Origin of the sequence: Vibrio neptunius, from assembly GCF_000967495.1 — a bacterium.
GTDB lineage: Bacteria > Pseudomonadota > Gammaproteobacteria > Enterobacterales > Vibrionaceae > Vibrio > Vibrio neptunius.
Genome location: NZ_JXXU01000003.1, coordinates 32,416 through 55,962 on the forward strand (window position 1 = coordinate 32,416; position 23,547 = coordinate 55,962).

Annotated in this window: 21 protein-coding genes; 10 read left to right on the top strand and 11 right to left on the bottom strand. The window is 46.7% G+C overall.

Going from position 1 to position 23,547, the window contains the following annotated elements:
• Window positions 1-17: 17 nt before the first annotated feature.
• The 3 genes from TW84_RS02085 to uraH all read right to left on the bottom strand — a co-directional run bounded on the left by TW84_RS02085 (window position 18) and on the right by uraH (window position 3,097).
• Window positions 18-869 (bottom strand): alpha/beta fold hydrolase, encoded by an 852-nt coding sequence (locus TW84_RS02085; RefSeq protein WP_045974020.1) that lies wholly within the window; start codon window positions 867-869, stop codon window positions 18-20.
• A 399-nt stretch (window positions 870-1,268) separates the two neighbouring features.
• On the bottom strand, window positions 1,269-2,612 hold the full coding sequence (locus TW84_RS02090) for an NCS2 family permease (protein WP_045974021.1): 1,344 nt from the start codon (window positions 2,610-2,612) through the stop codon (window positions 1,269-1,271).
• Between the two features lie 131 nt (window positions 2,613-2,743).
• Window positions 2,744-3,097 carry a hydroxyisourate hydrolase gene (uraH, locus tag TW84_RS02095; protein WP_045974022.1) on the bottom strand — a complete coding sequence of 118 codons (354 nt, stop codon included), beginning with the start codon at window positions 3,095-3,097 and terminating at the stop codon, window positions 2,744-2,746.
• A 352-nt stretch (window positions 3,098-3,449) separates the two neighbouring features.
• Between uraH and puuE the strand changes: the two genes are divergently transcribed.
• From puuE to TW84_RS02125, 6 genes are all read left to right on the top strand, one after another.
• On the top strand, window positions 3,450-4,373 hold the full coding sequence (puuE, locus tag TW84_RS02100; RefSeq protein WP_045974023.1) for an allantoinase PuuE: 924 nt from the start codon (window positions 3,450-3,452) through the stop codon (window positions 4,371-4,373).
• 1 nt (window position 4,374) lies between these two features.
• Complete coding sequence (gene uraD, locus TW84_RS02105) at window positions 4,375-4,890, top strand: 2-oxo-4-hydroxy-4-carboxy-5-ureidoimidazoline decarboxylase (protein ID WP_045974024.1); 516 nt, start codon at window positions 4,375-4,377, stop codon at window positions 4,888-4,890.
• 96 nt (window positions 4,891-4,986) lie between these two features.
• Window positions 4,987-5,973, top strand: a complete 987-nt coding sequence (gene alc / locus TW84_RS02110; protein ID WP_045974025.1) for an allantoicase — start codon at window positions 4,987-4,989, stop codon at window positions 5,971-5,973.
• A gap of 14 nt (window positions 5,974-5,987) precedes the next feature.
• The gene (locus tag TW84_RS02115; protein ID WP_045974026.1) at window positions 5,988-6,551 is read left to right on the top strand and encodes an ureidoglycolate lyase; all 564 of its coding nucleotides are present in this window, start codon (window positions 5,988-5,990) and stop codon (window positions 6,549-6,551) included.
• Window positions 6,552-6,617: 66 nt separating this feature from the next.
• A complete protein-coding gene (locus tag TW84_RS02120; protein ID WP_045974027.1) occupies window positions 6,618-7,913 on the top strand; it encodes a urate hydroxylase PuuD in 1,296 nt (431 codons plus the stop codon).
• Between the two features lie 331 nt (window positions 7,914-8,244).
• Window positions 8,245-10,167, top strand: a complete 1,923-nt coding sequence (locus TW84_RS02125) for a methyl-accepting chemotaxis protein (protein ID WP_045974028.1) — start codon at window positions 8,245-8,247, stop codon at window positions 10,165-10,167.
• A gap of 38 nt (window positions 10,168-10,205) precedes the next feature.
• On the opposite strand, the gene TW84_RS02130 is transcribed toward TW84_RS02125, so the two are convergent.
• Window positions 10,206-10,871: a glutathione S-transferase family protein gene (locus TW84_RS02130; RefSeq protein ID WP_045974029.1), complete on the bottom strand. Its 666-nt coding sequence runs from the start codon at window positions 10,869-10,871 to the stop codon at window positions 10,206-10,208.
• 122 nt (window positions 10,872-10,993) lie between these two features.
• Between TW84_RS02130 and TW84_RS02135 the strand changes: the two genes are divergently transcribed.
• From TW84_RS02135 to TW84_RS02145, 3 genes are all read left to right on the top strand, one after another.
• Window positions 10,994-11,446 carry an Lrp/AsnC family transcriptional regulator gene (locus tag TW84_RS02135; RefSeq protein ID WP_045974030.1) on the top strand — a complete coding sequence of 151 codons (453 nt, stop codon included), beginning with the start codon at window positions 10,994-10,996 and terminating at the stop codon, window positions 11,444-11,446.
• Between the two features lie 123 nt (window positions 11,447-11,569).
• Window positions 11,570-12,070 (top strand): putative pterin-binding protein, encoded by a 501-nt coding sequence (locus TW84_RS02140; RefSeq protein WP_045974031.1) that lies wholly within the window; start codon window positions 11,570-11,572, stop codon window positions 12,068-12,070.
• 5 nt (window positions 12,071-12,075) lie between these two features.
• Window positions 12,076-14,178 carry an ATP-binding protein gene (locus tag TW84_RS02145; protein WP_045974032.1) on the top strand — a complete coding sequence of 701 codons (2,103 nt, stop codon included), beginning with the start codon at window positions 12,076-12,078 and terminating at the stop codon, window positions 14,176-14,178.
• Window positions 14,179-14,194: 16 nt separating this feature from the next.
• Here TW84_RS02145 and TW84_RS02150 read toward each other — a convergent pair whose 3' ends face one another.
• From TW84_RS02150 to TW84_RS02175, 6 genes are all read right to left on the bottom strand, one after another.
• Window positions 14,195-14,923, bottom strand: coding sequence for a class I SAM-dependent methyltransferase (locus tag TW84_RS02150; protein ID WP_045974033.1), 729 nt, complete (start codon window positions 14,921-14,923; stop codon window positions 14,195-14,197).
• Between the two features lie 198 nt (window positions 14,924-15,121).
• Window positions 15,122-16,459, bottom strand: coding sequence for a guanine deaminase (guaD, locus tag TW84_RS02155; RefSeq protein ID WP_045974034.1), 1,338 nt, complete (start codon window positions 16,457-16,459; stop codon window positions 15,122-15,124).
• A gap of 30 nt (window positions 16,460-16,489) precedes the next feature.
• Entirely contained in the window at window positions 16,490-17,341 is an 852-nt protein-coding gene (gene xdhC / locus TW84_RS02160) for a xanthine dehydrogenase accessory protein XdhC (RefSeq protein WP_045974035.1), read from the bottom strand.
• A 37-nt stretch (window positions 17,342-17,378) separates the two neighbouring features.
• Window positions 17,379-19,769, bottom strand: coding sequence for a xanthine dehydrogenase molybdopterin binding subunit (gene xdhB, locus TW84_RS02165; protein WP_045974036.1), 2,391 nt, complete (start codon window positions 19,767-19,769; stop codon window positions 17,379-17,381).
• Complete coding sequence (xdhA, locus tag TW84_RS02170) at window positions 19,762-21,207, bottom strand: xanthine dehydrogenase small subunit (protein ID WP_045974037.1); 1,446 nt, start codon at window positions 21,205-21,207, stop codon at window positions 19,762-19,764. Before xdhA ends, xdhB begins: the two co-directional genes overlap by 8 nt.
• Before the next feature lie 307 nt (window positions 21,208-21,514).
• The gene (locus TW84_RS02175; protein ID WP_045974038.1) at window positions 21,515-22,246 is read right to left on the bottom strand and encodes a GntR family transcriptional regulator; all 732 of its coding nucleotides are present in this window, start codon (window positions 22,244-22,246) and stop codon (window positions 21,515-21,517) included.
• 389 nt (window positions 22,247-22,635) lie between these two features.
• On the opposite strand from TW84_RS02175, the gene TW84_RS02180 reads away from it, so the two are divergent.
• Entirely contained in the window at window positions 22,636-23,112 is a 477-nt protein-coding gene (locus tag TW84_RS02180; protein WP_045974039.1) for a peroxiredoxin, read from the top strand.
• Window positions 23,113-23,248: 136 nt separating this feature from the next.
• On the opposite strand, the gene TW84_RS02185 is transcribed toward TW84_RS02180, so the two are convergent.
• Window positions 23,249-23,464 carry a TIGR02450 family Trp-rich protein gene (locus tag TW84_RS02185; protein WP_045974040.1) on the bottom strand — a complete coding sequence of 72 codons (216 nt, stop codon included), beginning with the start codon at window positions 23,462-23,464 and terminating at the stop codon, window positions 23,249-23,251.
• Window positions 23,465-23,547: the final 83 nt, after the last annotated feature.

Consider the following 23,547-nt stretch of genomic DNA (forward strand, 5'->3'; position numbering starts at 1 on the left):
GATTCCGAGGCCCAGTATTAGTGATTGACAAAGTCCCGTAAGATAGATATGAAATCGTCTGGCTGTTCCAGCATCGGTGTATGACCACACTCAGGTAAGCTGACGAGGTTTATGTTGGGGAAAGGCAGATGAATATCTGACCAAGCAGAAAGCGGCGCAATACTGAAATCTTGAAGGCCTCCCAGTGCCAGTACAGGTACCACAATAGATTGCGTGTAGGTGCTGATATCCAAATGAGCAAAGTCATTGCCCCAAAGTTTATCGAGCAAGGCAGTATGCATAGGAATGTCTTGCCACAAAGGGAGCTCATCGAAGTTTGGATTGAACCAGCGCATTGGACCTAATCGTCGGCAAAGGTGGGCAAACTTTCTATCAGGCTCAAGCTGAATATCACCTGCCAATAAAGCAATACTTTTCTCAAACGCCGTTTTGCGATCCTGACAGGCATGTCTTTGCCAATTAGCCATCTGCAGAGTTCGCATTTCCTCTGATAAGCTTGGCGCCGCGCCGATTAAAGCACACCCTTTTACACGAGTTGGAAATCGGTAGGCGAAGTCGAGAGCCATATATGCATGGCCAGAATGTCCCATCACCCAACAAGGTTCAATGTCGAGTTGACTGCAGGCTCGTTCAACATCCTTTGATATCTGTTCCAATGACACGTCATGTAAATGAACAGGCCTTTCGCAGTGCGCAAAACCTCTGTGATCAATGAATACGCAGTAAAAATGTTGATAGATGTCATTCGGCATAATGCGATAGTAGTAATCTGCACTGCCGATAATTAGGAGTGTTGGTCCTTGGCCTTGTTCAATGACTTTTAGCCTGAACCCATCCGCTTGAATAAAACTTGCCGTCTTGTTGTACATGTCGTTCCTTTTTCAGGTCGCAAGCGACCCCTTCAGATTTAACAAAGTGATTGTTGAGTTGGAAAAAGGAAAAAAACGTCAACGAATAAGTTTCATCGGCAAGCCATCATAATGGGAATTTGTCTATGGTATTAAAAACGTTGGCCTGATGCTAGGGGCAAGAGCGGTTATCTAACCAACCGACGTTTTGCTGTCAATCGACAGTTCTCAAACGGGATCTCTGCCGACCCAGTATTATTGATTTGAATTGAGAGAGTGGGCTTAGCTGGTTACCACTCCTTGAGTAGGGGCGTGTAAATCTAATAGGTGGCGGATGTCGACAAACGCCGGTGAGTGCAAGGGAATTGAGTTGTATGGGGCTCGCCTGAGTGGGTGCTCAGGCGAGAGGGTAGAGACGGATTAGATGTAAACCAGTTTGGCAACAAAGATGAGTGTCAGAATGTACATCGAGATAGAGACGTCCTTCGTTTTACCCGTGGCAACTTTGAGCACAGTGTAAGTAATGAAGCCTAATGCAATGCCGTTAGCAATTGAGAAGGTCAGTGGCATCATCAGTGCGGTAATCGCAGCGGGAGCACCATTGGTGAAGTCTTTCCAGTCGACGTGCTGCATGCTACTCATCATGACAAAGGCAACATAGATCAGTGCACCAGCCGTCGCATATGAAGGAATCATCCCCGCCAGAGGTGATAGAAATATAGCAGCGAGGAAAAGAACAGCAACGACAATGGCAGAAAGACCTGTTCGGGCACCTGCAGCCACTCCAGCGGCGCTTTCAACGTAGCTGGTGACCGGAGGGCATCCCACACACGCACCTGCAACACTGGAGATACTGTCTGCTTTTAATGCTTTGCTTAATCCCTCGATCTTACCTGTTTCTTTGTTTATGAGGTGAGCTCTTTCAGCCACTCCCATCAGGGTGCCTGCAGTATCGAACATATTGACGAACAAGAAGGCCAGAATCACACTCACCATCGATATGTTAAATGCCCCAGAAATATCCATTGCCATGAAGGTGGGAGCAATACTGGGTGGCGTAGAGAAGAATCCGTTGTAATGAACCAGCCCTAGCATCATACCGATCAGAGTGACACTCAGAATACCGATAAGAACTGCACCGAAGACTTTACGTTCGCTGAGCACAGCGATGATCAGGAATGCGATGGCAGCGAGCATAGCGTCTGGTTTTGTGAAATCACCCAATGAGACTAAAGTCGCTGGGTTTTCGACGACAATACCTGCAGTTTTAAGGCCAATCAGACCAAGAAATAGTCCGACACCTGCTGTCATCGAGAAGCGCAAGCTTTCCGGGATACTTTCGATGATCCACTGGCGGATCTTGTAGAAGCTCATCCCAACAAACAGGATACCAGAGAGGAACACCGCCCCGAGTGCCACTTCCCAGCTATAGCCCATTTCGCTAACAACGGTAAATGAGAAAAAGGCGTTGAGGCCCATACCTGGAGCCAGACCGACAGGCCAGTTAGCAAATAACCCCATTAACAGACAACCGATGGCTGCACCGATACAGGTTGCGACGAAGACAGCGCCTGAATCCATTCCAGAAGCGGCCATGATCTGAGGATTTACAAAAATGATGTACGCCATTGTGGCAAAGGTGGTGATACCCCCAATCATTTCATTCTTGACACTGGTTCCATGTGCTTTCAGTTTGAAAAAGCGTTCCAAAAAGCCACCAGATTCGCCTTTGGTGTTAAGCAGTTCTGTTTTGCTTTCATTCATGTCAGCAAGTCCTTTTGTTGGTGTTTCGTGAATTGAAGACAGCACTTCGCCGTACGTCTCTACCTCAGGCGAACTTCAATGGTTCTGATTGATGGGTGATGACACGGTTGGGTGATGCTTGTCGTTATTCGCTAGCTGCCCCGATAAGTCGAGAAGCTATAAGGTGAAACCAATAGCGGAACGTGATAGTGCGCATCTTTATCACCCAATCCAAAACGGATTACGACGTCATCGAGAAACGCAATATCGCCTAATTCAACTTCCTTACTGCGAAAATAATCGGCAACGTGAAAAACAAGCTGATACTTACCAAGCTCAAAATTTTCGCCTTCTAAAACCGGCTCGTCAGTCCGGCCATCAAAGTTCGTTGTGACGGTTTTAATCTTGGTTAGGTGGCTACCTTCCACTCTGAACAGTTCAACTTGTATGCCTGCACCAGGCAGACCATGCATTGTATCCAATACGTGTGTGGTTAGTTTTCCCATAATTCCTGTCCGCGCGTCGCGCTCTCCTTAGCTTTTTCGGGGGCTTTTAATTGTATACAAAGCTGTATAGTGATTTTGTTGGATATCTATATATGTACACAAAATTTTTATGTAGTAAAGCTTGTTGTTATAGAAATGTTATTAGTGAGGGAGTTGGAAAATGAATTATGTGAACTGAGATTTGGTGTTTATTGCAGGGTTTAAATTGTTAAGCCATTGATTAATAAAGATGTAGTTATAAGCATTAACGTTGAAAACAAAATCTTTACATAAAGATAATTTATTGTATACAATGAATTTGTAAAGTTGATGTGGCGTTGCAATCACGCCATGCTTTTTAAGGAGAGCCTGAATGGATAAGGATTATTCACGAGATCTGGTTGGCTATGGGGCAAATCCTCCGCATCCCAAATGGCCGGGCGATGCCCGTATTGCAGTGTCATTTGTATTGAATTACGAAGAAGGGGGGGAACGCTGTCTTCTACATGGAGATGACGAGTCTGAAGCTTTCCTCTCTGAGATTCCGGCGGCTCAACCTATCAAGGGTGGGCGACATATCAGTATGGAGTCTATCTATGAATACGGTAGCCGTGCTGGTGTGTGGCGTATCTTACGCCTGTTTGACGAATATGAAATTCCACTCACCGTTTTTGCTGTAGCTATGGCGATTGAGCGACACCCTGATGTGGCGGATGCCATGGTGCAAGCGGGACATGAAATTTGTAGTCACGGTTATCGTTGGATCGATTATCAGTATATGGATGAATCACAAGAGCGTGATCACATGACAAAAGCGATTGAAATCATCAAAACGATCACAGGTAGCCGACCTCTCGGTTGGTACACCGGACGCACTGGCCCAAATACTCGTCGTTTAGTGGCTGAAGAAGGTGGTTTTTTATACGACTCTGATGCCTATGATGATGATTTACCGTATTGGCACACCGAAGCGGGCCGGCCGCAATTGGTGATTCCATATACCTTGGATGTCAATGATATGCGTTTTTCTACCGCTCAAGGGTTCAACTCTGGCGAACAATTTTTCCAGTATCTGAAAGACACGTTCGACACTCTATATGAGGAAGGTGAATCCGCACCCAAAATGATGTCGGTTGGATTGCATTGCCGTCTAATTGGTCGACCTGGCCGTCTCGCTTCACTCAAGCGTTTTCTCGATTACGTTAAACAACATGATGATGTGTGGCTATGTCGACGCATTGATATTGCTCACCACTGGCATGAGCACCACCCATACACACTACAAGAGGAAAAGTAATATGACTGAATTTCGTACTTGCAAACCATCAGAGATGGCTCGCGCGGAATTTGTCTCTCATTTTGGTGATGTGTATGAGCATAGCCCATGGGTGGCTGAATCTGTGTTTGAGCAAGGGCTTGATACCGAAGACAACAAAATTGAAAACTTGCATCAGCGTATGGCTAAAACCTTGCTGGCTGCAGATAAAGCCCAACAACTGGATCTGATTAAGGCTCACCCAGACTTAGCTGGACGCGCTGCCGTTGATGGGGAACTGACCGCAGCTTCCAACGCTGAACAAGCTGGGGCTGGCATCGACCAATGCTCCGCGGATGAGTTCGAGACATTTACTACTTATAACAACCGCTACAAAAGTCGCTTCAATTTTCCCTTCATTATGGCTGTGAAAGGGGCCAATCGTTACCAAATTCTTGAGTCGTTCGAGATGCGATTAGGAAATGATAGTGAAACTGAGTTTGCTACTGCGATTCAGGAAATCAACAAGATTGCGCTGTTTCGCCTGCGAGATATGTAAGTCACAGAGTTGGCGACTATCCCGCTATTACGCTCTCCAGAGAGCAGATAACTGACTCACTTAACCTATTTTTGATTAATTGGAAGGATGAAGGAAATGTCCTTAGATTTTGAACAATACATAAACCTCGCTGATGAAAAACTGGGCGCTCAAGCTATTTACGCGACCGACGATTTCTTTGCTGATAAAAGCCGCCTTTTGCGCCGTGAAGTGCCAGAGTGGAAGGAAGGAGTTTATGATGACAATGGCAAATGGATGGATGGCTGGGAAAGTCGTCGCAAACGTGGCGAAGGCTACGACCACTGTGTGATTCGCCTAGGCCTAGCTGGCGTAATTGCAGGCGTTGATATCGATACCTCTTTCTTTACGGGCAACTTCCCACCGTCGGCATCAATTGATGCGTGTTACTCACCAGATGGCGACCCAACGGATGCGACTGAATGGCAAGAAATTCTGCCTTCAATGAGCTTGCAAGGCGATCATCATCACCTTGAGAAAATTGAAAGCGACGAAGTGTTCACTCACTTACGTCTTAACATCTATCCAGATGGCGGTGTGGCACGTCTTCGTGTTTACGGCCGACCAAGCGTAGATTGGGACCGCATTGATGCTCAGCAGAAAGTGGACTTAGCCGCTGTTGAAAATGGTGGTCGTGCGTTGGCATGTAGTGACGAGCACTATGGTAATAAATCAAACATTCTTGGCCCTGGCCGAGGCGAAAATATGGGTGATGGTTGGGAAACCGCACGTCGACGTACACCAGGGAATGACTGGGTGATCGTTGCGCTGGGCCATGCGGGTAATATTGACCGTGTTGTGGTCGATACTGCGCACTTTAAAGGCAATTTCCCAGACAGCTGCTCTATTCAGGCGGCCTACGTTAAAGGTGGCACGGATGACCAAGTGGCGACACAAAGCCTGTTCTGGCGTGAGCTTTTACCAGCACAGAAGCTCCAGGCACACGACATTCATGAGTTTGTCTCTGAAGTGAATCAACTGGGCGCTGTGACGCACGTTCGTCTGAATATCTTCCCAGATGGTGGTATCAGCCGTCTGCGTTTGTTCGGGACTAAAGCGGAATAAGCGAGGGAAGCGCAATGAGCAATGGAACTCGCCGATTAAAAATAGAGCCACTCACCAAAGAGACGTTTGCTGAATTTGGCGACGTTATTGAAGTCGAAAACAGCGACTACTTTATGATCAATAACGGCTCAACCCGTCGTTACCACAAGCTGGCGAGCACGGACGTACAAGATCAAGGTGGTGAAGCCATCATCAGTATCTTTCAGGCCACGCCGCTGAGCTACCCGTTAACGATTAAGATGCTGGAACGTCATCCGCTTGGTTCACAGGCTTTCGTTCCGTTGCTTGGGCAACCTTATTTAATTGTTGTTGCACCGAAAGGAGATCAGCCCCAGTTGTCGCAAAGCCGTGCCTTTATCAGCAATGGTCGGCAAGGCGTCAATTACCACAAAGGTGTTTGGCACCATCCGGTGTTGGCGTTGACCGAGCATGATCAGTTTTTGATCGTTGATCGAGGTGGTGACGGGCATAACTGTGATGAAGTGTTTTTCGACACCGATTTGGTCTCTGTGCATCTGGAAGATATTCCAGCCAACAGCAGCACGAATGAAGAGCAACGCATGGAACAAGCGTTGTAATGCTGGCACTGCCCATCACAGGGTTCCCTTGTGATGGAAAGCGCTGGCAGTAAATAGGAGTTTATTATGGATCCACATATCACGGAGTGGTTGAATCTGGCGATTCGCTGGGTTCACATGATAGTCGGGATCGCCTGGATTGGTGCATCGTTTTACTTTGTTTGGTTGGAGAACAACCTAAACCGCGTTAACCCGAAAACTGGCCTGTCAGGCGACTTGTGGGCAATTCATGGCGGTGGTATCTACCACCTTGAAAAGTACAAACTAGCGCCACCAGAAATGCCAGAGCACCTGCACTGGTTTAAATGGGAAGCATACTTCACTTGGATTACCGGTGTGTTGCTACTGGCGGTTGTTTATTACCTCAATGCAGAAATCTATCTGATTGCACCGGGCTCTGGCCTGTCACCTACTACTGCGATTGCGATTGGTGTGGGGGCGTTAGTCGCAGGCTGGTTCATTTACGATCTCTTGTGTGATTCGCCTTTAGGCAAAACCCCAATGCTGCTGGGACTGGTTCTGTTTGTGCTGCTTGTTGGAGCCACCTACGGATTGGCTCAGGTCTTTAGTGGTCGCGGTGCTTACATCCACGTTGGTGCCATCATAGGTACTATCATGGTGGGTAACGTTTTTCGCGTTATCATGCCTGCGCAGCGCAATCTGGTGAGTGCGATTGAAGAAAACCGCGAACCGGATCCGGCACTGCCAGCGAAAGGCTTACTGCGTTCTCGCCACAATAACTACCTGACATTGCCTGTACTGTTCATCATGATCAGTAACCACTTCCCGAGCACTTACGGTTCGGAGTACAACTGGGCGATTCTAGCGGGTCTGGCGATCTTCAGTATCCTAGTGCGACACTACTTCAACACACGTCATGGCAGTCAGAAATTTGCCTGGACGATCCCTGTGGCGGCTTTGGGTATGATCACGTTGGCATTTGTGACTTCTCCTTATGCGAACCGACCAGCAGCGCCAGTGGCGAAAGCACCGGTTGTACAACAGCAGGCTGCGCCTGTTGCTGAAGCTGGGGCAAAAACCGCATTGGCAGCAACCGCTGAGCAGGCTCCTCAGGGGCAAGCAGCATCTACAACAAGTGGTGTCAGCTTTGCCGAAGTGAACAAGGTCATTCAGGAGCGCTGCTCTGTATGTCACTCTGCTACGCCAACGCATGCAGCATTTGCGGTTGCGCCTGGAGGTGTTGTACTAGATACCCCTGAAGAGATCTTAACTAATGTCCCACGCATCATTTCTCAGTCCGTTGCGACTAAAGTGATGCCGCTGGGCAACCTGACTCAGATGACCGATGAGGAACGATCTCTTATCGGCGTTTGGGTGGAACAAGGTGCAGTTATCCAGTAACTGCGCTGCGGGACTGAATATCGGCCTGATTTCCTGCCGACTGATGCCGACTCCTCATTCCCGGCTGTCTCCAGACAGTGCATCTCCCTTTCCCCGGAACACGTTCCGGGGTTTTTTATAGTTGTTAAGAAGCAAGAAATGCAAGGTTGTTGAAGTTGTGATGTTTATCTTCAATCAACGCATGCAGAAATTTTGGCTGTGCTACGTTTACTACTAATAGGTAATGCATTAGTTGTAAATGAAAGGCTGAGAGCGACATTTCTACCTTCTTTCTCTTTTCGCGGGCTCATTAGATGGGCCCTATATTGGTCAATCATAAAAGGATTTAGATGTGACGAAATTAGCTATCAGCATAAGACACAAAACCATACTGGCGACAGTATTGGCAGTGGTTCTGGTGATCATCGTACTGATCAGTACTACTGTTAGCCAAGGTCGTAAGATCATTCTCGACCAAACCTATTCGCAGCAGCTTCCGGCTTCGTTGGGAGAAGTGAGTAATAAAATTAAGCTTGAGTTGGAGAAACCGCTGGTTATCGCAGATGTGATGTCTGAGCTTTCCCAACTGACTGAATTTGCAGGTGAGGGCAGTGAAGAAATCGTCGATGTCCTTAGCCGTATCAAGCAGCAGTTTGGTGCACTGACGGCATTCTACGTCAATACCGTTGATAGTGGCTACTACATTCCTACCGGAAAATTGAAAGACATGTCGGCACAGTCTAACGATGACCAATGGTTTTATGGTTTTCTCGCCAGTGGCAAGAAGGTCGAGCTATCGATTGATGTCGATGACTCTACTGGTGTAGCGACTGTGTTTGTTAACCATGTGGTGATGCAACAGGGCAAGCGTATTGGTGTTACTGGGATTGGCTTGTCGCTACAAAATATGGGGAAAACTGTCGCAAACTACTCGCTAGGTGAGCAAGGTCAACTGATGCTGGTCGACAATCAAGGAGTAGTGAAGATTCACGCAGATGCCAATCTGGTTGGTAAATCACTCAACGACTTACAGCTTCGAGAATTGGCAGCGGAGCTGGGAAAGCTCAGTGACACAGACTCACATATCATTGAAGCTGAAGTGAACGGCAGCGCCATGATTGTCGGGTTTATTGCTTTGCCAGAGCTCGGTTGGACACTAGTTTCTCTTCAGCCTCAAAGTGAAGTGCTGGCGGAGCTGAATCAGTTTATTCAGACCATGACCTACATCGGCGTGGTAGTGGCCTTACTATTTATCGTCATCAGTGCTTATATGACCAACACGCTGCTCAAGCCATTGTCGACCACGGCCGATTTGCTGTTGGAAATCGGTGGCGGCGGCGGTGACTTAACGCAAAGGCTTGATGAAAGCCGTAATGACGAAGTTGGTAGCATTGCCCGTGGTTACAACCAGTTTGTTGCTTATATGGGCAATGTCTTGCAAGAGATCGACCGCTCGCGCGCTGATTTGGTGGCAACCATTGATCATATTGATTCTCAAGCCAGTGAGATGAAACATCAGATCCAAGGGCAGGAGCAGAACATTGACCAAGTCGCGACAGCGATCCATGAAATGAGCGCTAGCTCGGAAGAGATCGCCAGCAATGCCAACAATACGTCAGACAATGTGCAGCAAGCGACAGTAGAAGTGAAACATGGCCTGTCATCGGTCAGTGACACATTTTCTCATACCGAAGCGATGAGCCGACAGTTGGATCAGAGTAGTCAGAGTATTGAGAAACTCTCCAATGACATCAACGCCATTGATACGGTACTGGATGTGATTAGTGGCGTGTCGGAGCAAACCAATTTGCTTGCACTCAATGCGGCGATAGAAGCTGCTCGTGCGGGAGATCAAGGAAGAGGGTTTGCTGTGGTAGCGGATGAAGTGCGCACATTAGCGTCACGTACGCAGGATTCAGCCAGTGAAATTCGCACCATTATCGAAAATCTTCAGGGCCTCAGCGATACAGTGGTGAAAGAAGTTGGCCAGAGTCACAGTACCGGTAAAGCGTGTTTAACCGCCGCTCAGGCTTCTGAGAAGCATTTAGAGTCGATCAATCAGTTTGTGGATGAGATTCACCAACTGAGTAGTCAGACCGCCACCGCGACCAATGAACAGTCTCAGGTTATCAATGAAATTGCTCCGCATGTTTCGAGTATTGCTGATGTGGCACGCAGCAACACTGAAATGGTCAATCAAACCTCCCATCATTGTGCCGATCTGAAAGACAATGTGAATTTTCTCAGCCAGCTGGTGGCCAAGTTCAAGTTCTAACTCGTAAGGCGGCCATAAGGCCGCTTTTTTATTGGAGGCTAGGGATCGTTACGGTAGCCGGGCAGATAGATGGGCTCCTGCTGGTAAGCCTCATCTAACCATTCTCTTACGTATGGGCGATTGAGCAGTTCACTGAACCAACGTTGGGTATAAGGCCATCGCTCATCGGCCTCAAGGTGAGAAGAAAAACGCACCACCGATGGCAGCAGCATAATGTCTGCGATGGAAAACGCTCCCACCAAGTACTGCCCACCGTACTCGTTAATGGTGTCGTTCCAGAGCTGATAAATGGCTTCAATTTGCGCCGTTTCATCTTGGCTCAGCGCTTTTTTGTCAGGATAAAATGCGCTCTCAAACGATAATGCTGAGCAGACACGGCCAAAAGTGGAATGCTGCCAGGAGGCAAACGATCTGGCTTTGGCTCGTGCGCTAATGTCTTCTGGCCACAAGCTACCTTCACCGAGTTCACTGGCGTATTCAGCGATCGCTAGTGAGTCAAAAATGATCAGGCCATCGTCATCCAGCACGGGCACTGCCGCTGGTGGAGAGAAGGTACCAATATGCTGCAGATTTTCCCAACGTTGCGGGCGGCGGATGTCGATAATCCGTTCTTCAAAAGGAATCCCCTGTTCTTTTAACGCCAACCAAGCCCTGAATGCCCAGCTAGAGGCATTACGATTGCCACTGTAGAGAATGCGTTTCATGCTGTGTCCTTTCTGATGATGATGACGCTATTATAAGATTGTTCCGCTGCTGATTCGCTTGAATATCGACATGTAAACGCCTATAAAAAAGCGTATATCTTAATTTTACGCGGAATAATTGCATGGATGCTTTTGATCATCACATTCTTCGAGCTCTTCAGAACAACAGTCGAATCAGTAGTGAAGTATTAGGTGCGGAGATTGGTTTATCCCCATCGGCTTGTCAGCGGCGAATCAAAAAACTCAAACAACATGGGGTGATCAAGCAAGAAGTGGCGGTGCTGGATGCTGGTCAACTTCCGGGATTCATCACTACATTGGTGGATATTACTCTGGAGCGCGGTGGAGAAACCGCGCTGGATGAGTTTATTCATGTACTAGAAGCCGAATCGCAGGTTCAGCAGTTTTATTATGTGGCGGGCGACGTGGATTTTGTTGTCATTGTGGTCACTCGGGATATGAAAGCTTATGATGCACTGTCGAGGCGTCTATTTATGTCCAACCAAAACATCAAAAAGTTTTCGACCAAAGTGGTGATCCAACCGGGTAAAGTTGGCCTTGGACTTCCTATCTGAAATGTGCAGCTTTTGTTTTGACTTCAAAGGGTTGAAAAGGCATTTAATCAATCCTTGTCTATACTGATTCTGAACACTGATAAATAGTGTGAATAATTGAAGCAGGATATTCGAGGGATAGCTATGCGCAAAACAACATGGTTTATTACGTTGGTGGTTGGTTTGATATTGGCCAATGTGGTTTACGCTCTGCCTACTCCAGAAGGTGACCCAGTTCTTTGGGTGTCGGGAGCGATCACCGAGTCCAACACTGCCGATGGTGCTGAGTTAGATTCTGCAATGATCAAGCAACTTGAGCAAGGAACGATCAAAACCAACAACCATGTCGTTTCCAATGTTGTCGAATACAAAGGACCGAAACTCAGTGCGTTGTTGGATTATGTCGGAGCACAAGGTTCAACGGTTAAAGTGATTGCTTGGGATGATTATGTGGTCAGTATTCCGATATCAGACATTAAAAAATACGGTGTTTTGTTGGCAACACATGAAGATGGCATCAAAATGACCATAGACGGTAAAGGTCCTTTCTTCGTTGTTTTCCCTTTCACTGATAACCCCGAGATCCAAAATGATCTGTTTTATAGCCTGTCAGTGTGGCAAGTTCGTGAGATTGTTATCGAGTAAACAGTATGGAACGGTTTTGGGATAGGGGACGTTACTTTGTTGTCACTATTTCGGCATTGTGTGCTTTGCTTCTAATGGTGATTGCTTACGTTTTTTATTCTGTAACTGAAATCAAAAATGTTTCCTCTGAGCCTTATGTTACGATAATCAATAACAATATTTCAGCGAAAACAAAACTGCTGTTCGTCAAATCTGAAGTACTCTCTTTCGCCGCCCTGCAAGATGAGAAGAGCCTGTCAAAACTTAGGTTCAAGTCCAGAATTTATAAGTCGAGTATCTTGCAGGATCTCCTCGCAGAGAGAACCAATCGTGTACATGCACAATTTGGTAATCTGAATGAGCTGCAACAAGTTGTTGGGGATATTCGGTCTGTTTTCGACTCGATAGACCAGCTTAGTCTTACCAATGTGGACGCCATCGATGCTGTGATAAATCGCATCGACGGCACTTATTCGAGGCTCAATGTTTATCTAGCTGACTTTGTTGCTGAGGTGCAACGCCAGCAGATCGAATTTCTCGACTTCAAAGAATCTTTCTACAACAAGCAGTATGTCTATTTAGGTATCATTTTGTTGTGTTCCATGCTGATGATTAGTGTGATTTCATGGATGTATCTACACCAGATTAGGCTAGGTAAAGATCTAGAGGAAAGAACCAAGGTGATGGAGGAGGCGAAGCGCAACGCTGAGCAAAGCTCTATCGCGAAAGCCCGATTCCTCGCCAACATGTCTCATGAAATGCGTACTCCTCTGAATGCCATTATTGGCTTGAGTCAGAAAGAGTATTACCAATCGTCTGATGAGCAAACCAGACACTTCCTTTCGATGATCAACAGCTCGGGGGAGCACCTTCTCAAATTGATCAATAACGTGTTAGATCTCAGCAAGATTGAGCAAGGTAAGTCCAAATTGGAGAGCGATGAGTTCTTTATCAGTGAGCTGATTGATGTCTCTAAAACCGTGTTTATTAACTTCGATAAGCAGCAAGGGGTTGATGTCTTTTTTTCAGTCTCTTTGGATCGAAACTACAAGATAAAATCAGACAAAACCAAGCTTGTGCAGATAATCAATAACTTAGGTTACAACGCACTCAAATTTACAGAATCCGGTCACGTCGAGATCCAAATATCACTCAGCTCAGAGTCTGGGATTTTCAATATCGTAGTGAGGGATACAGGGATTGGTATGACTCAAGAGCAGCTTGATAAGGTGTTTCAGGAGTTTACCCAAGCAGATGACTCGATTACCCGAAAGTATGGAGGCACAGGGCTGGGGTTGTCGATATGCCAGTCTTTAGTGAATTTGTTGGGGGGTTCTATCAGTGTAGAAAGTTCGCTGGGTGAGGGGAGTGAATTCACCATCAAAGTCCCTGTGAGTATTATTGATTCTGTGCCTTTAGTTGATGACAAGCAGGCGACCAGAGCAGTGAGAGTGCTTTCAGACAACCACTATGCGACTGAGTTGATTACCAAAGGTCTCAACAAGCTGGGGCTGCATGACGCTCATGGGGATGCGGTATTATGTTACCTGAGCAATGATGATGTTTTGGAAAGTACGCTCAAGCAAGCACACTGCCGTGACGACCAAACACTGATAGTGTATGGCAATATCAATACGACACTTCTGCCGAGCGAAAACATGACATTATTGAGTAAGCCGTACGATTTGTTCAGTTTGCTTGATTGTTTAAAAGCGCTGGCGAATACGGACTCACAACAAGAGTGCACCGTCGATGAGGCTGACGTTTCAGGCGTCTCCGTGATGTTGGTTGAAGACATTCGCATGAACCAAATTGTCGCGCAGAAAATGTTGGCCACCTTGGAAGCTGAAGTTACGACTGTGAATAACGGGCAGGAGTGTGTCAACCTACTCAGTCATGAGCAATTCGACATTATATTGATGGATATTCAAATGCCGATAATGGATGGCTTAGAAGCACTCAAACAGATAAAGCGTGACAACCTTGCGCCAGACACCGCTATCATTGCCCTGACCGCCAACACGTTTGAAAGTGATGTACAGAACTACCAAGAGCAAGGCTTTGATAACGTGCTTCCTAAACCATTTAAATTAGAGTGGTTGAAAGAGATGTTGGAGCAACACGTATGAGTGTGTCGTTCTAACCCTATTTCACGCCAACGATCATTCCCACTCTTTGATTTTCGATACCCAGCAGCCATTTTTTAATGGGATTTAAATTGCCAAAGTCGTAACAGTGGGCAGAGAAGACGCTATTAAAGCCTGCTTTGATAAGTTGCTCTCGCCAGAACAGCTCTGAATTAAAACACACTCCGATCCCGGCAGTATTTGATCCTAACTTGGCGACTAGGGTTTTAATCAGGGTAGAGGAGGTGAGTTGATAGATCCTTTTGCCTGGCACATTGGAGTGGTCAGCACCTTCATACAGATTTTCAAAAATCACCACGATGCCTTCTGGTGCTAGCATGTCGTAAGCATCTTTCAGCCCCTTTAACTGTAAGTCATGCGTCTTGGAGTAGCTTGGCGCGACAAAATGATTGAGTACCCAGTTGAACTGGACTAAATCGTATTTGAAGAAGCAGTCGAAGCTTTGGTAATGGGCTTGGATCAGGTTTTTGCGACTATTCGGATTGTTCTCGTTCAATGCATTCTCGTCAGGGTCAACGATAGTGACCTGGCAGCCTGGATATCGGCCGATGAGTTTGTCTGCGTAGCTACCCTCGCCTCCACCGACATCGAGAAAATGTGCTTGGTTAGGATTTGGTATGTAACGTTCAATAATATCTGAGACAAGGTGAAATAGCTCCTTGTCGATAATGTCTCCCTTGGATAAAACCATTTTATTTTGGCCAAAATATTTAGCTTGTTCACTCATATTCAACACCTCCACTGTTACGATGAAACTTAGCAGTTATTGTGCCGATATTTTTATTGTTTAAGTTGTTGTTTTATATGTTTTTATTTCAATCATTGTTGACGTTGTTATTTTGAGATTGATTTTGGGAATCAATAAGAGATATGAAATAAAAAAAACGCTCTTGCTTTGCAAGCGCGTTTTCACTAAAAGACTGAGTTAACTAGCAAACTTTTTTGCGGCGATACGTCCTTCCACATCATAGGCTTTCTCGCCATAAATATACGTCTGAGACACAGTGCGGTCATCGCCAAGGCTCATCAGCACAAACAGCTTTTCTTCCAAGGTTTTAGCCTGCTCCATTCGGAAACGCATCAGTTGCGTTGCGTGCAAATCCAGCACGACAAAGTCCGCTTCTTTACCCACTTCAAGGTTACCAATTTTGTCTTCAAGGTGGAGTGAACGTGCGCCGCCCAGCGTTGCTAAGAATAGGGATTTCAATGGGTGCAGTTTCTCTTGTTGAAGTTGCATGATCTTATACGCTTCACTCATCGTTTCGAGAATCGAAAAGCTGGTGCCAGCGCCGACATCGGTGCCCATACCGACGCGAACTCCATGTTCTTCCAGTTTAGGCAGTTTGAAGAGACCAGAGCCGAGGAACAGATTCGATGTTGGACAGAAGGCAATTGCCGATTCAGTTTCTGCCAAACGCTGACATTCACAATCAGAGAGATGAATGCCGTGAGCAAACACAGAGCGTTTATGCAGCAGACCGTAATGGTCATAGACATCCAGATAAGAGTCGCGTTCTGGAAACAGCTCAAGCACCCATTCAATCTCTTTCTTGTTCTCTGAAAGGTGGGTATGCATGTACACATCTGGGTATTCTTCCAGAAGTTTTCCTACAGTTGCTAGCTGCTCAGGTGTACTGGTTGGCGCAAAACGAGGTGTAACCGCATAAAGTAGTCGACCTTTGTTATGCCATTTTTCAATCAGCTCTTTAGATGCCTCGTAGCCAGATTCTGGCGTATCAGTTAAGTAGTCTGGTGCGTTGCGATCCATTAGCACTTTACCTGCGATCATACGCAAGTTGCGGCGCTGTGCCTCTTCAAAGAACACGTCGACCGACTCTTTATGTACTGTGCCAAACACCAATGCTGTGGTGGTACCGTTGCTTGCCAACTCATTGAAGAAAAGTTTTGCGACCTTATGCGCGTACACTGGATTTTTGAAACGCTTTTCTTCCGGGAAGGTGTAGTTTTCTAACCAGTCGAGCAATTGCTCACCGTAAGAGGCGATCATGCCGGTTTGCGGATAATGAATATGGGTGTCAATAAAACCTGATGTGATCAGCTTGTCTTCATATTCGGTGATATTAAGGTTCTTTGGCTGCCTTTTAAGCACCTCTTCTGTCTCACCGATATCGACGACGTGGCCGTCTTCTACCACGAGAAGACCGTCGTCGAAAAACTGATACGAGTTTTCCAGTCCGACGTCTTTGGGGTCAGCAATACTGTGCAGAAGGCTTGCACGATAAGCTTTACGTTGAGTTGTCATGTTTACTTCCTTTAAAGGCCCTCTTTGGGGCTAGGCGATTTTCTCTTCCAATGATGAATCGCTCAGTTGTTCTTCTTTACTGTGTGGCGTAGGGCGTTTTTCTTCAAGCGAAATTCCCTGATAGTGTGCGATTAATTCACCCGCAACCGATACCGCAATTTCAGCAGGATGCTTTCCATTCACCATGCTTATTCCAATTGGGCAAATCATCGTATTTATTTGTTGCTGGTTGTAGCCTCGTTGCGCCAAACGCATGTCGAATTTTTTGCGCTTGGTTAGTGAACCTATCATGCCGAAATACGCACTGTCGTCTCGATCTATGATGGCTTTTGCCAACTCAAAATCGAGCTGATGATTGTGCGTCATGACCAGATAGTAGCTATTCGGTGACATGTCGCGTACTTCAGCGACCGGATCATCGCTCACCAGCTTGGATACGTTACGAGGGAGTTCATCAGGGAATACGTCTTCACGCTCATCAATCCAAGTGACACGGAAAGGGAGCGTCGAGACAATATGTAAAAGTGCTTTGGCAACATGGCCAGCACCGAATACCACTAGATGTTTTTGCGCGGTGCCTATTGGCTCAAAGCTCAGTGTTGCCATTCCGCCACAACACTGACCTAAGCGAGCCCCGAGATTAAAGCGCTCCACTTTCAGTGAACGTTCACCCGCGAGCAGCATTTCACGCGCCATTTTGGTGGCGATGTGCTCCAGATGACCACCACCAATGGTGGCAATCAAACGGTCGCGAGTGACCAACATTTTTGTGCCCGCATCCCGTGGCACTGAGCCACGATCTTCCAATACGGTCACCATCACGCAAGGTTCACTGTTTTTCTCTAGCTGTGCCAGTTCATGAATCCAATTGTCCTTAAACATACGTCTCTCCTTGAACGGTAAACCCTTAAATAACCCCTTAAACCTCTTGCGTGTTCTGTTTTGCCACTTGTTGTTGCGTTTGCGTTACCTCATTGATTGCCATCAACACACGCTCTGGTGTTGCTGGCGTATCTAATTTAGGTATAGCACCTTCAACGGCAACTGAGGCAATGGCATCTTTCAGTGCACTCCACACGGACATGCCGAGCATGAATGGCGGCTCACCGACAGCCTTGGAGTTAAACACGGTATCTTCTGGGTTGGCTCGATTTTCCAGAAGGTGAGTGTGGAACTCGATAGGCATATCGGCGATCGCCGGAATCTTGTAGCTGGCGGGCCCGTTGGTCATCAGACGACCTTGTTCGTTCCAGATCAGCTCTTCTGTAGTCAGCCAGCCTACACCTTGCAGGAAGCCACCTTCGACCTGGCCAATATCAATGGCCGGGTTAAGAGAAGACCCTACATCGTGCAGGATATCTGCGCGCAGAATTTTGTATTCGCCTGTCAGGGTATCGACAATGACTTCTGAACAAGAGGCGCCGTACGCGAAGTAGTAGAACGGACGGCCACGCGCTTTTTCATGGTCATAGTAGATTTTTGGTGTGCGGTAGAAACCTGTACTCGATAGCGATACTTGGTTGAAATAGGCCAGCTGGACAAAGGCTTCGAAAGTCAGGATTTCATCACGAATCACGACCATACCGTTTTTGAACACCACTTCTTCTGCTGACACTTTGTAGTGACTGGCAGCGAAGTCGATCAGACGCTGTTTGATGGTCAGTGCGGCGTTCTGGGCGGCCTTACCGTTGAGGTCGGCGCCCGATGAGGCCGCGGTTGGTGATGTGTTCGGTACTTTGTCTGTGTTGGTAGCGGTGATTTGGATACGTTCAACATCTACTTGGAACTCCTCAGCAACGATTTGCGCCACCTTGATGTTCAGACCCTGACCCATTTCCGTACCACCGTGATTCAAATGAATACTACCATCGGTGTAAATATGGATGAGCGCACCAGCCTGATTCAGGAAAGTCGCAGTGAAAGAAATACCAAATTTCACTGGTGTGATCGCCAGACCTTTTTTAAGGATCGGGCTTTGCTTGTTGAACTCAGCGATGGCTTTACGACGGGCGTGATAGTCACTGCTTTGTTCAAGTTGCTCAGTGATTTCTGGCAGGAAGTTATCTTCAACTGTCTGGTAGTAATGAGTGACGTTACGCCCCTCACCACCGTAGTAATTCGCTTTACGGATTTCGAGGGGATCTTTACCCAGATAGCGGGCAATTTCATCCATGATATGCTCAATGGTCATCATCCCCTGCGGGCCACCAAATCCACGGTAAGCTGTATTCGACGCTATGTTGGTTTTGCAGCGGTGACCTGTCACGGTGGCATCACCTAGGTAATACGCGTTGTCTGAGTGGAACATGGCACGGTCAACAATCGAGCTCGACAGATCCGGAGAGTAACCACAGTTACCCGTTACGATGATATCAGCCCCTTCAATGACACCATCATCGTTAAATCCGATTTTGTACTGGTTGTAAAATGGGTGACGCTTGCCTGTCATGGTCATGTCTTCCATGCGAGGCAGACGCATCTTAGTTGGGCGTTTAGTTAGGTGTGCAATGACTGCCGCCATACACGCTGGCGCTGCGGCTTGCGTTTCTTTACCCCCGAAACCGCCACCCATGCGACGCATGTCTATTACGACTTTGTGCATCGCAATCCCAAGCACTTCGGCGACTAGCTTTTGTACTTCAGTTGGGTTTTGTGTCGAGGTATATACGATCATGCCGCCATCTTCGGTTGGCATCACGCTGCTGACCTGAGTTTCAAGGTAGAAGTGTTCTTGGCCACCAATCTCCAGATCGCCTTCAATCACGTGTTTTGCTTTGGCAAGTGCAGCCGCTGAGTCGCCACGTTTTTGCTGGTGGCTTTCAGTAACAAACAGTTCTTTCTCAAGCGCTTCTTTCACGTCGAGTACTGGCGGTAGGGCTTGGTATTCAACAATGGCGGCTTGCGCGGCTTTGCGTGCGGTTTCCATATCATCTGCGGCAACGGCAAGTACGGGTTGGCCATAGTATTGAACCAGGCCGTCAGCAAGCAGTGGATCACCTGGCAGAATGGCACCGATATCCAACTGGCCCGGTATGTCTTCGTGGGTGATAGCAATCGCAACGCCCTCAAATTCGTAACACGGCGAGACATCCAATTTGGTGATTTTAGCATGAGCTTGAGTGCTCATACGTGCATACACATGCAACTGGTTAGGGAATTCCAAACGGTCATCAATATAAACCGCTTCACCTGTCACCTGCTTCGGGGCGCTGTCGTGTTTTACGCTTTTACCAACGCCGGTTTTCAGATCCTGCTTTACGATGGCGACCATCTCTTCTTGAGTCATGGTCTGATGATGTGCGTTAGACATAAGACGTTACCCTTGTTTCGATCTGGTTGTTGTGATGAGTCTGCTCGATATAGAAGCGACGCAGCATGTTCGCTGCTGTCATAGAGCGATACTCTTTGCTGGCACGGAAGTCACTCAGTGGCTCAAAATCGTTATCGATTTCAGCCATCGCGGCATCAATGGTTGCTTGTGTCCATTGTTTGCCTAATAGCGCATTTTCACAGTGCGTTGCACGTTTTGGCGTTGCCGCCATACCACCGAAAGCGATGCGGGCATTGATGACTTTATTGTCTTCAATCTCAATATTGAATGCGCCACAAACCGCAGAAATATCGTCGTCTAGACGCTTGGAAAGCTTGTAAGCACGGAAGGTTTCGTTCGCTTTTGATTTAGGAATAATCACTTGCTCGATAAATTCACTTTCCTGCTGAGCGGTGACTTTATAGCTGATGAAGTAGTCTTCAATCGGCAAGATTCTGGTCTGCTTACCACGGCGCAATTTCACTTGTGCATTCAGTGCAATCAACAGCGGTGGCGCATCCCCGATAGGAGAGGCGTTACCAATGTTGCCACCCAATGTGCCCTGATTACGGACTTGCAGAGAAGCAAAGCGATGCAGCAGCTCACCAAAATCAGAGAAATGTTGAGTCAGAAGCTGGTACGCATCGCTGATCGCAACGTTAGCACCAATGTGCAGAGCATCGTTACTTTCTTCGCATACTTTCATGTCTTCGACCAGATTTACGCTGATCAAAGTTTCAATCTCGCGGTGGAATTGGGTGATTTCAAGCGCTAAATCAGTACCGCCAGCAACCAGCTTGGCCTTTGGATTTGCAGTGTAAATTTGTGCCAGTTCGTCAATGCTCCGAGGGATATATGCTGTTAGGTTACCTTGGCTCAGACTGGCGGGTTGTCCCTGAAGAGCTTCTAGCCGAGCAATGGTCTCTTTTTCCAGCTCGACAAACTGATCCATCAATGGTTCATCAGAAGCCAGAGATAAGGCGGCGTCAACAATAGGGCGGTATCCGGTACAGCGGCATAAGTTACCCGCCAGAGACTCCATGACATCTTCCTTATTCGCCGCAGGTTTGTTCTTGCTTAGAGCAAACATCGACATGATAAAACCTGGAGTACAATAGCCACATTGAGAACCGTGGAAATCGACCATCGCTTGCTGAGTTGGGTGAAGCTTGTTTTTGTTCTGTAAGTCTTCAACGGTGATCAGCTGCTTACCATGTAGTGCGGATACGAACGTCAGACAAGAATTCACTGAGCGATATTGAAGTTGGCCTTCGACCACTTCACCGAGTACCACGGTACAGGCACCACAGTCGCCTGAGCCACAGCCTTCTTTCGTACCTGTTTTTTGTACATGTGTTCTCAGGTACTGCAGCACTGTCATATTTGGTGACAGCTCACTCTCTTGTCTGAGTTCTTGATTGAGTAGGAAAGTAATCAAGAGACCTCCTTGTGCATTGACACTATTGTTCCAAAAATAATTTTCTGACCTCTGGGTCAATAATTGGATAGTTTGACCTCCTGGTCAACTTTAATTTTACAATATTGCAACATATAGAGGGGGGTAAAAAGGTCAAAGATACGATTTAATTCATTAAGTTTATGAAATTATTGAAATTTATTTCTATCGGCAGGTAGGGGGTTTAAGGAAAATAGAGTTAACCTTGTATTTTATTTTGTATACAATGAATGTGATTTGGAGAAAGCCTGGCACAGGAGCCGGGCTTAGATTATGAAGAATGAGTGGATTATTTGCTTTTCAGTAGTTCTGAGAACACGACATGGAGGTCATTTGACGCAGTATTGCTATCAAGGTTGAGCTTGGAACGAATATGAGACAAGTGCGCTTCCATTAAGCTGATTGCTTGCTCGGTATCACCAGATTCAATCGTATCCAGTAGCTGCGTATGCTCATCTTGCGAACAGTTTGAATGATTGCCAGTCTCGTACTGAGCAATCAGCAATGACGTTTGCGATACTAAGCTTCTCTGGAATGCGAGCAATGGGGCGTTGTTTGCCATTTCGGCCAGCTTAATGTGAAACTCACCAGACAGTCGAAGTCCTTTACCATAATCACCGTTATCGAAGGCTTCGTTTTCTTTCTCTACTAAACGTCGGCATTCATCTATTTTAGCTGTGGTGGTATGTTCAACGGCAAGCTCTACAATGGCAAGTTCCATGACTTCCCGCGCTTTGATGATTTGCTTGGCTTCTTCTTTGGTTGGTGCAGATACCATGGCACCGCGGTTTGGCCTGATGCTGACCACTTGTTCCATCGATAATCGAAGTAAAGCCCGGCGTATGATGGTTCGACTAACGCCGAATATTTCGGCCAAAGCTTCTTCATTCAACTTGGTTGCTGGTGGTAGGCGTTGTTCAAGTATTGCATCGAAGATATGGCAATAGACCACGTCATCTTGCGTTTGACCAGCGACTTTTGTTTTTATATTTTTCGCCACAGAATTTTTTAGATTTGCCATAGGCGGCTTGTCACCCTCAACCTATTTATTTCCTTGATAAAACAATGATACTTCACTTTGTATACATGTGGCTAGCTTTGGCAAAGCTAGCAAACACAGAAGTGAAACATATAGCGCAAAATTCCATCCATTGTCATAGCGTGATTGTTAAAAAAGTGTTTTTCAGACGGCTTAGATTCAGAACACAAAACAATGAGGTGTGATCAATACGACTACAAAAACCTAGTCATATCACCTTAAACACTAACGTCACATCAAGTTACTAATCTGCTTAAGTGGAGTGCTCTGCATCTTAGCTCGCCTCCAGTTCATACCCTGACTTTATGTAGGTGGTTCCGCTTTGCTTTGGCGGTTACACTGTTCCTGCAAACAAAACAAGGAATGCAGACATGATTCAGAAAGGCCAATCTATACCAACCGCAACCCTCAGTGAACTAAGCGCTGAGGGTATGATTACCCATAACACAGAGGAGCTTTTTGCAAACAAGCGAGTGGTGCTTTTTGCTGTTCCAGGCGCATTTACGCCAACCTGTTCAGAAGCTCATTTGCCCGGTTACGTCGTACTTGCCGACAGTATTAAAGCCAAGGGTATCGATATCATCGCATGTGTTTCAGTCAACGATGCTTTTGTTATGCAGGCGTGGGGAGAAGCGCAAAATGCTAATGAAATTATGATGTTGGGCGATGGTGATGCGAGCTTTACAAGATCGCTGGGACTCGAAATGGACACAGCGGCCTTCGGTGGGGTTCGTTCGCAGCGCTACGCTATGGTTATCGATAACGGTGTGGTGACTCAGTTAAATGTCGAAGAACCTAAGCAATTTGAAGTGAGCAAGGCTGAGACGATTCTAGCGGCTCTTGAGTAACCGATAACACTGCTAGGGGTTCAGGTTAATCTATTCTGAACCCTTATTGAAGAGGCTTGTGGGGCGAGAGTCGTGCAACTCACTCAATATCAGAGGTTGGAAATCTTACTTATAGTTTTGATAGATAAAACCGTATTCACTTCCAACCTTGAAGCCACTTAGCTTGGTGTTTCAACTCTTGCCAGTCAATAGAATATTCCTTTTTCGAGAGTATCGCTTCAATTTTGCAGGAGATCACTACACCATCGTCATCGAACTCAATGTCAGAAACCAAGAAGTGCTTTTCCCGATTAACCGGTTCTTTGGCAGTCCATTTGCTGTTAAGTAATTTAGCTGGGTTAATTCGATTCATATAAGTACAACACCGCTTAAAATAAGAAAAACAAGCCTTAGATACGCAGGTTCTATGGCATAAGTTCAGTCTCATTTTGCGTT

Coding starts and splice junctions, on each gene's coding strand:
- TW84_RS02120 (WP_045974027.1), top strand. CDS start 6,618: ATGGATCCACATATCACGGAGTGGTTGAATCTGGCGATTCGCTGGGTT.
- TW84_RS02180 (WP_045974039.1), top strand. CDS start 22,636: ATGATTCAGAAAGGCCAATCTATACCAACCGCAACCCTCAGTGAACTA.
- TW84_RS02140 (WP_045974031.1), top strand. CDS start 11,570: ATGCGCAAAACAACATGGTTTATTACGTTGGTGGTTGGTTTGATATTG.
- TW84_RS02090 (WP_045974021.1), bottom strand. CDS start 2,612: ATGAATGAAAGCAAAACAGAACTGCTTAACACCAAAGGCGAATCTGGT.
- xdhB (WP_045974036.1), bottom strand. CDS start 19,769: ATGTCTAACGCACATCATCAGACCATGACTCAAGAAGAGATGGTCGCC.
- alc (WP_045974025.1), top strand. CDS start 4,987: ATGTCCTTAGATTTTGAACAATACATAAACCTCGCTGATGAAAAACTG.
- TW84_RS02145 (WP_045974032.1), top strand. CDS start 12,076: ATGGAACGGTTTTGGGATAGGGGACGTTACTTTGTTGTCACTATTTCG.
- TW84_RS02085 (WP_045974020.1), bottom strand. CDS start 869: ATGTACAACAAGACGGCAAGTTTTATTCAAGCGGATGGGTTCAGGCTA.
- uraD (WP_045974024.1), top strand. CDS start 4,375: ATGACTGAATTTCGTACTTGCAAACCATCAGAGATGGCTCGCGCGGAA.
- TW84_RS02185 (WP_045974040.1), bottom strand. CDS start 23,464: ATGAATCGAATTAACCCAGCTAAATTACTTAACAGCAAATGGACTGCC.
- puuE (WP_045974023.1), top strand. CDS start 3,450: ATGGATAAGGATTATTCACGAGATCTGGTTGGCTATGGGGCAAATCCT.
- TW84_RS02135 (WP_045974030.1), top strand. CDS start 10,994: ATGGATGCTTTTGATCATCACATTCTTCGAGCTCTTCAGAACAACAGT.
- uraH (WP_045974022.1), bottom strand. CDS start 3,097: ATGGGAAAACTAACCACACACGTATTGGATACAATGCATGGTCTGCCT.
- TW84_RS02115 (WP_045974026.1), top strand. CDS start 5,988: ATGAGCAATGGAACTCGCCGATTAAAAATAGAGCCACTCACCAAAGAG.
- TW84_RS02150 (WP_045974033.1), bottom strand. CDS start 14,923: ATGAGTGAACAAGCTAAATATTTTGGCCAAAATAAAATGGTTTTATCC.
- TW84_RS02130 (WP_045974029.1), bottom strand. CDS start 10,871: ATGAAACGCATTCTCTACAGTGGCAATCGTAATGCCTCTAGCTGGGCA.
- TW84_RS02175 (WP_045974038.1), bottom strand. CDS start 22,246: ATGGCAAATCTAAAAAATTCTGTGGCGAAAAATATAAAAACAAAAGTC.
- xdhC (WP_045974035.1), bottom strand. CDS start 17,341: ATGTTTAAGGACAATTGGATTCATGAACTGGCACAGCTAGAGAAAAAC.
- guaD (WP_045974034.1), bottom strand. CDS start 16,459: ATGACAACTCAACGTAAAGCTTATCGTGCAAGCCTTCTGCACAGTATT.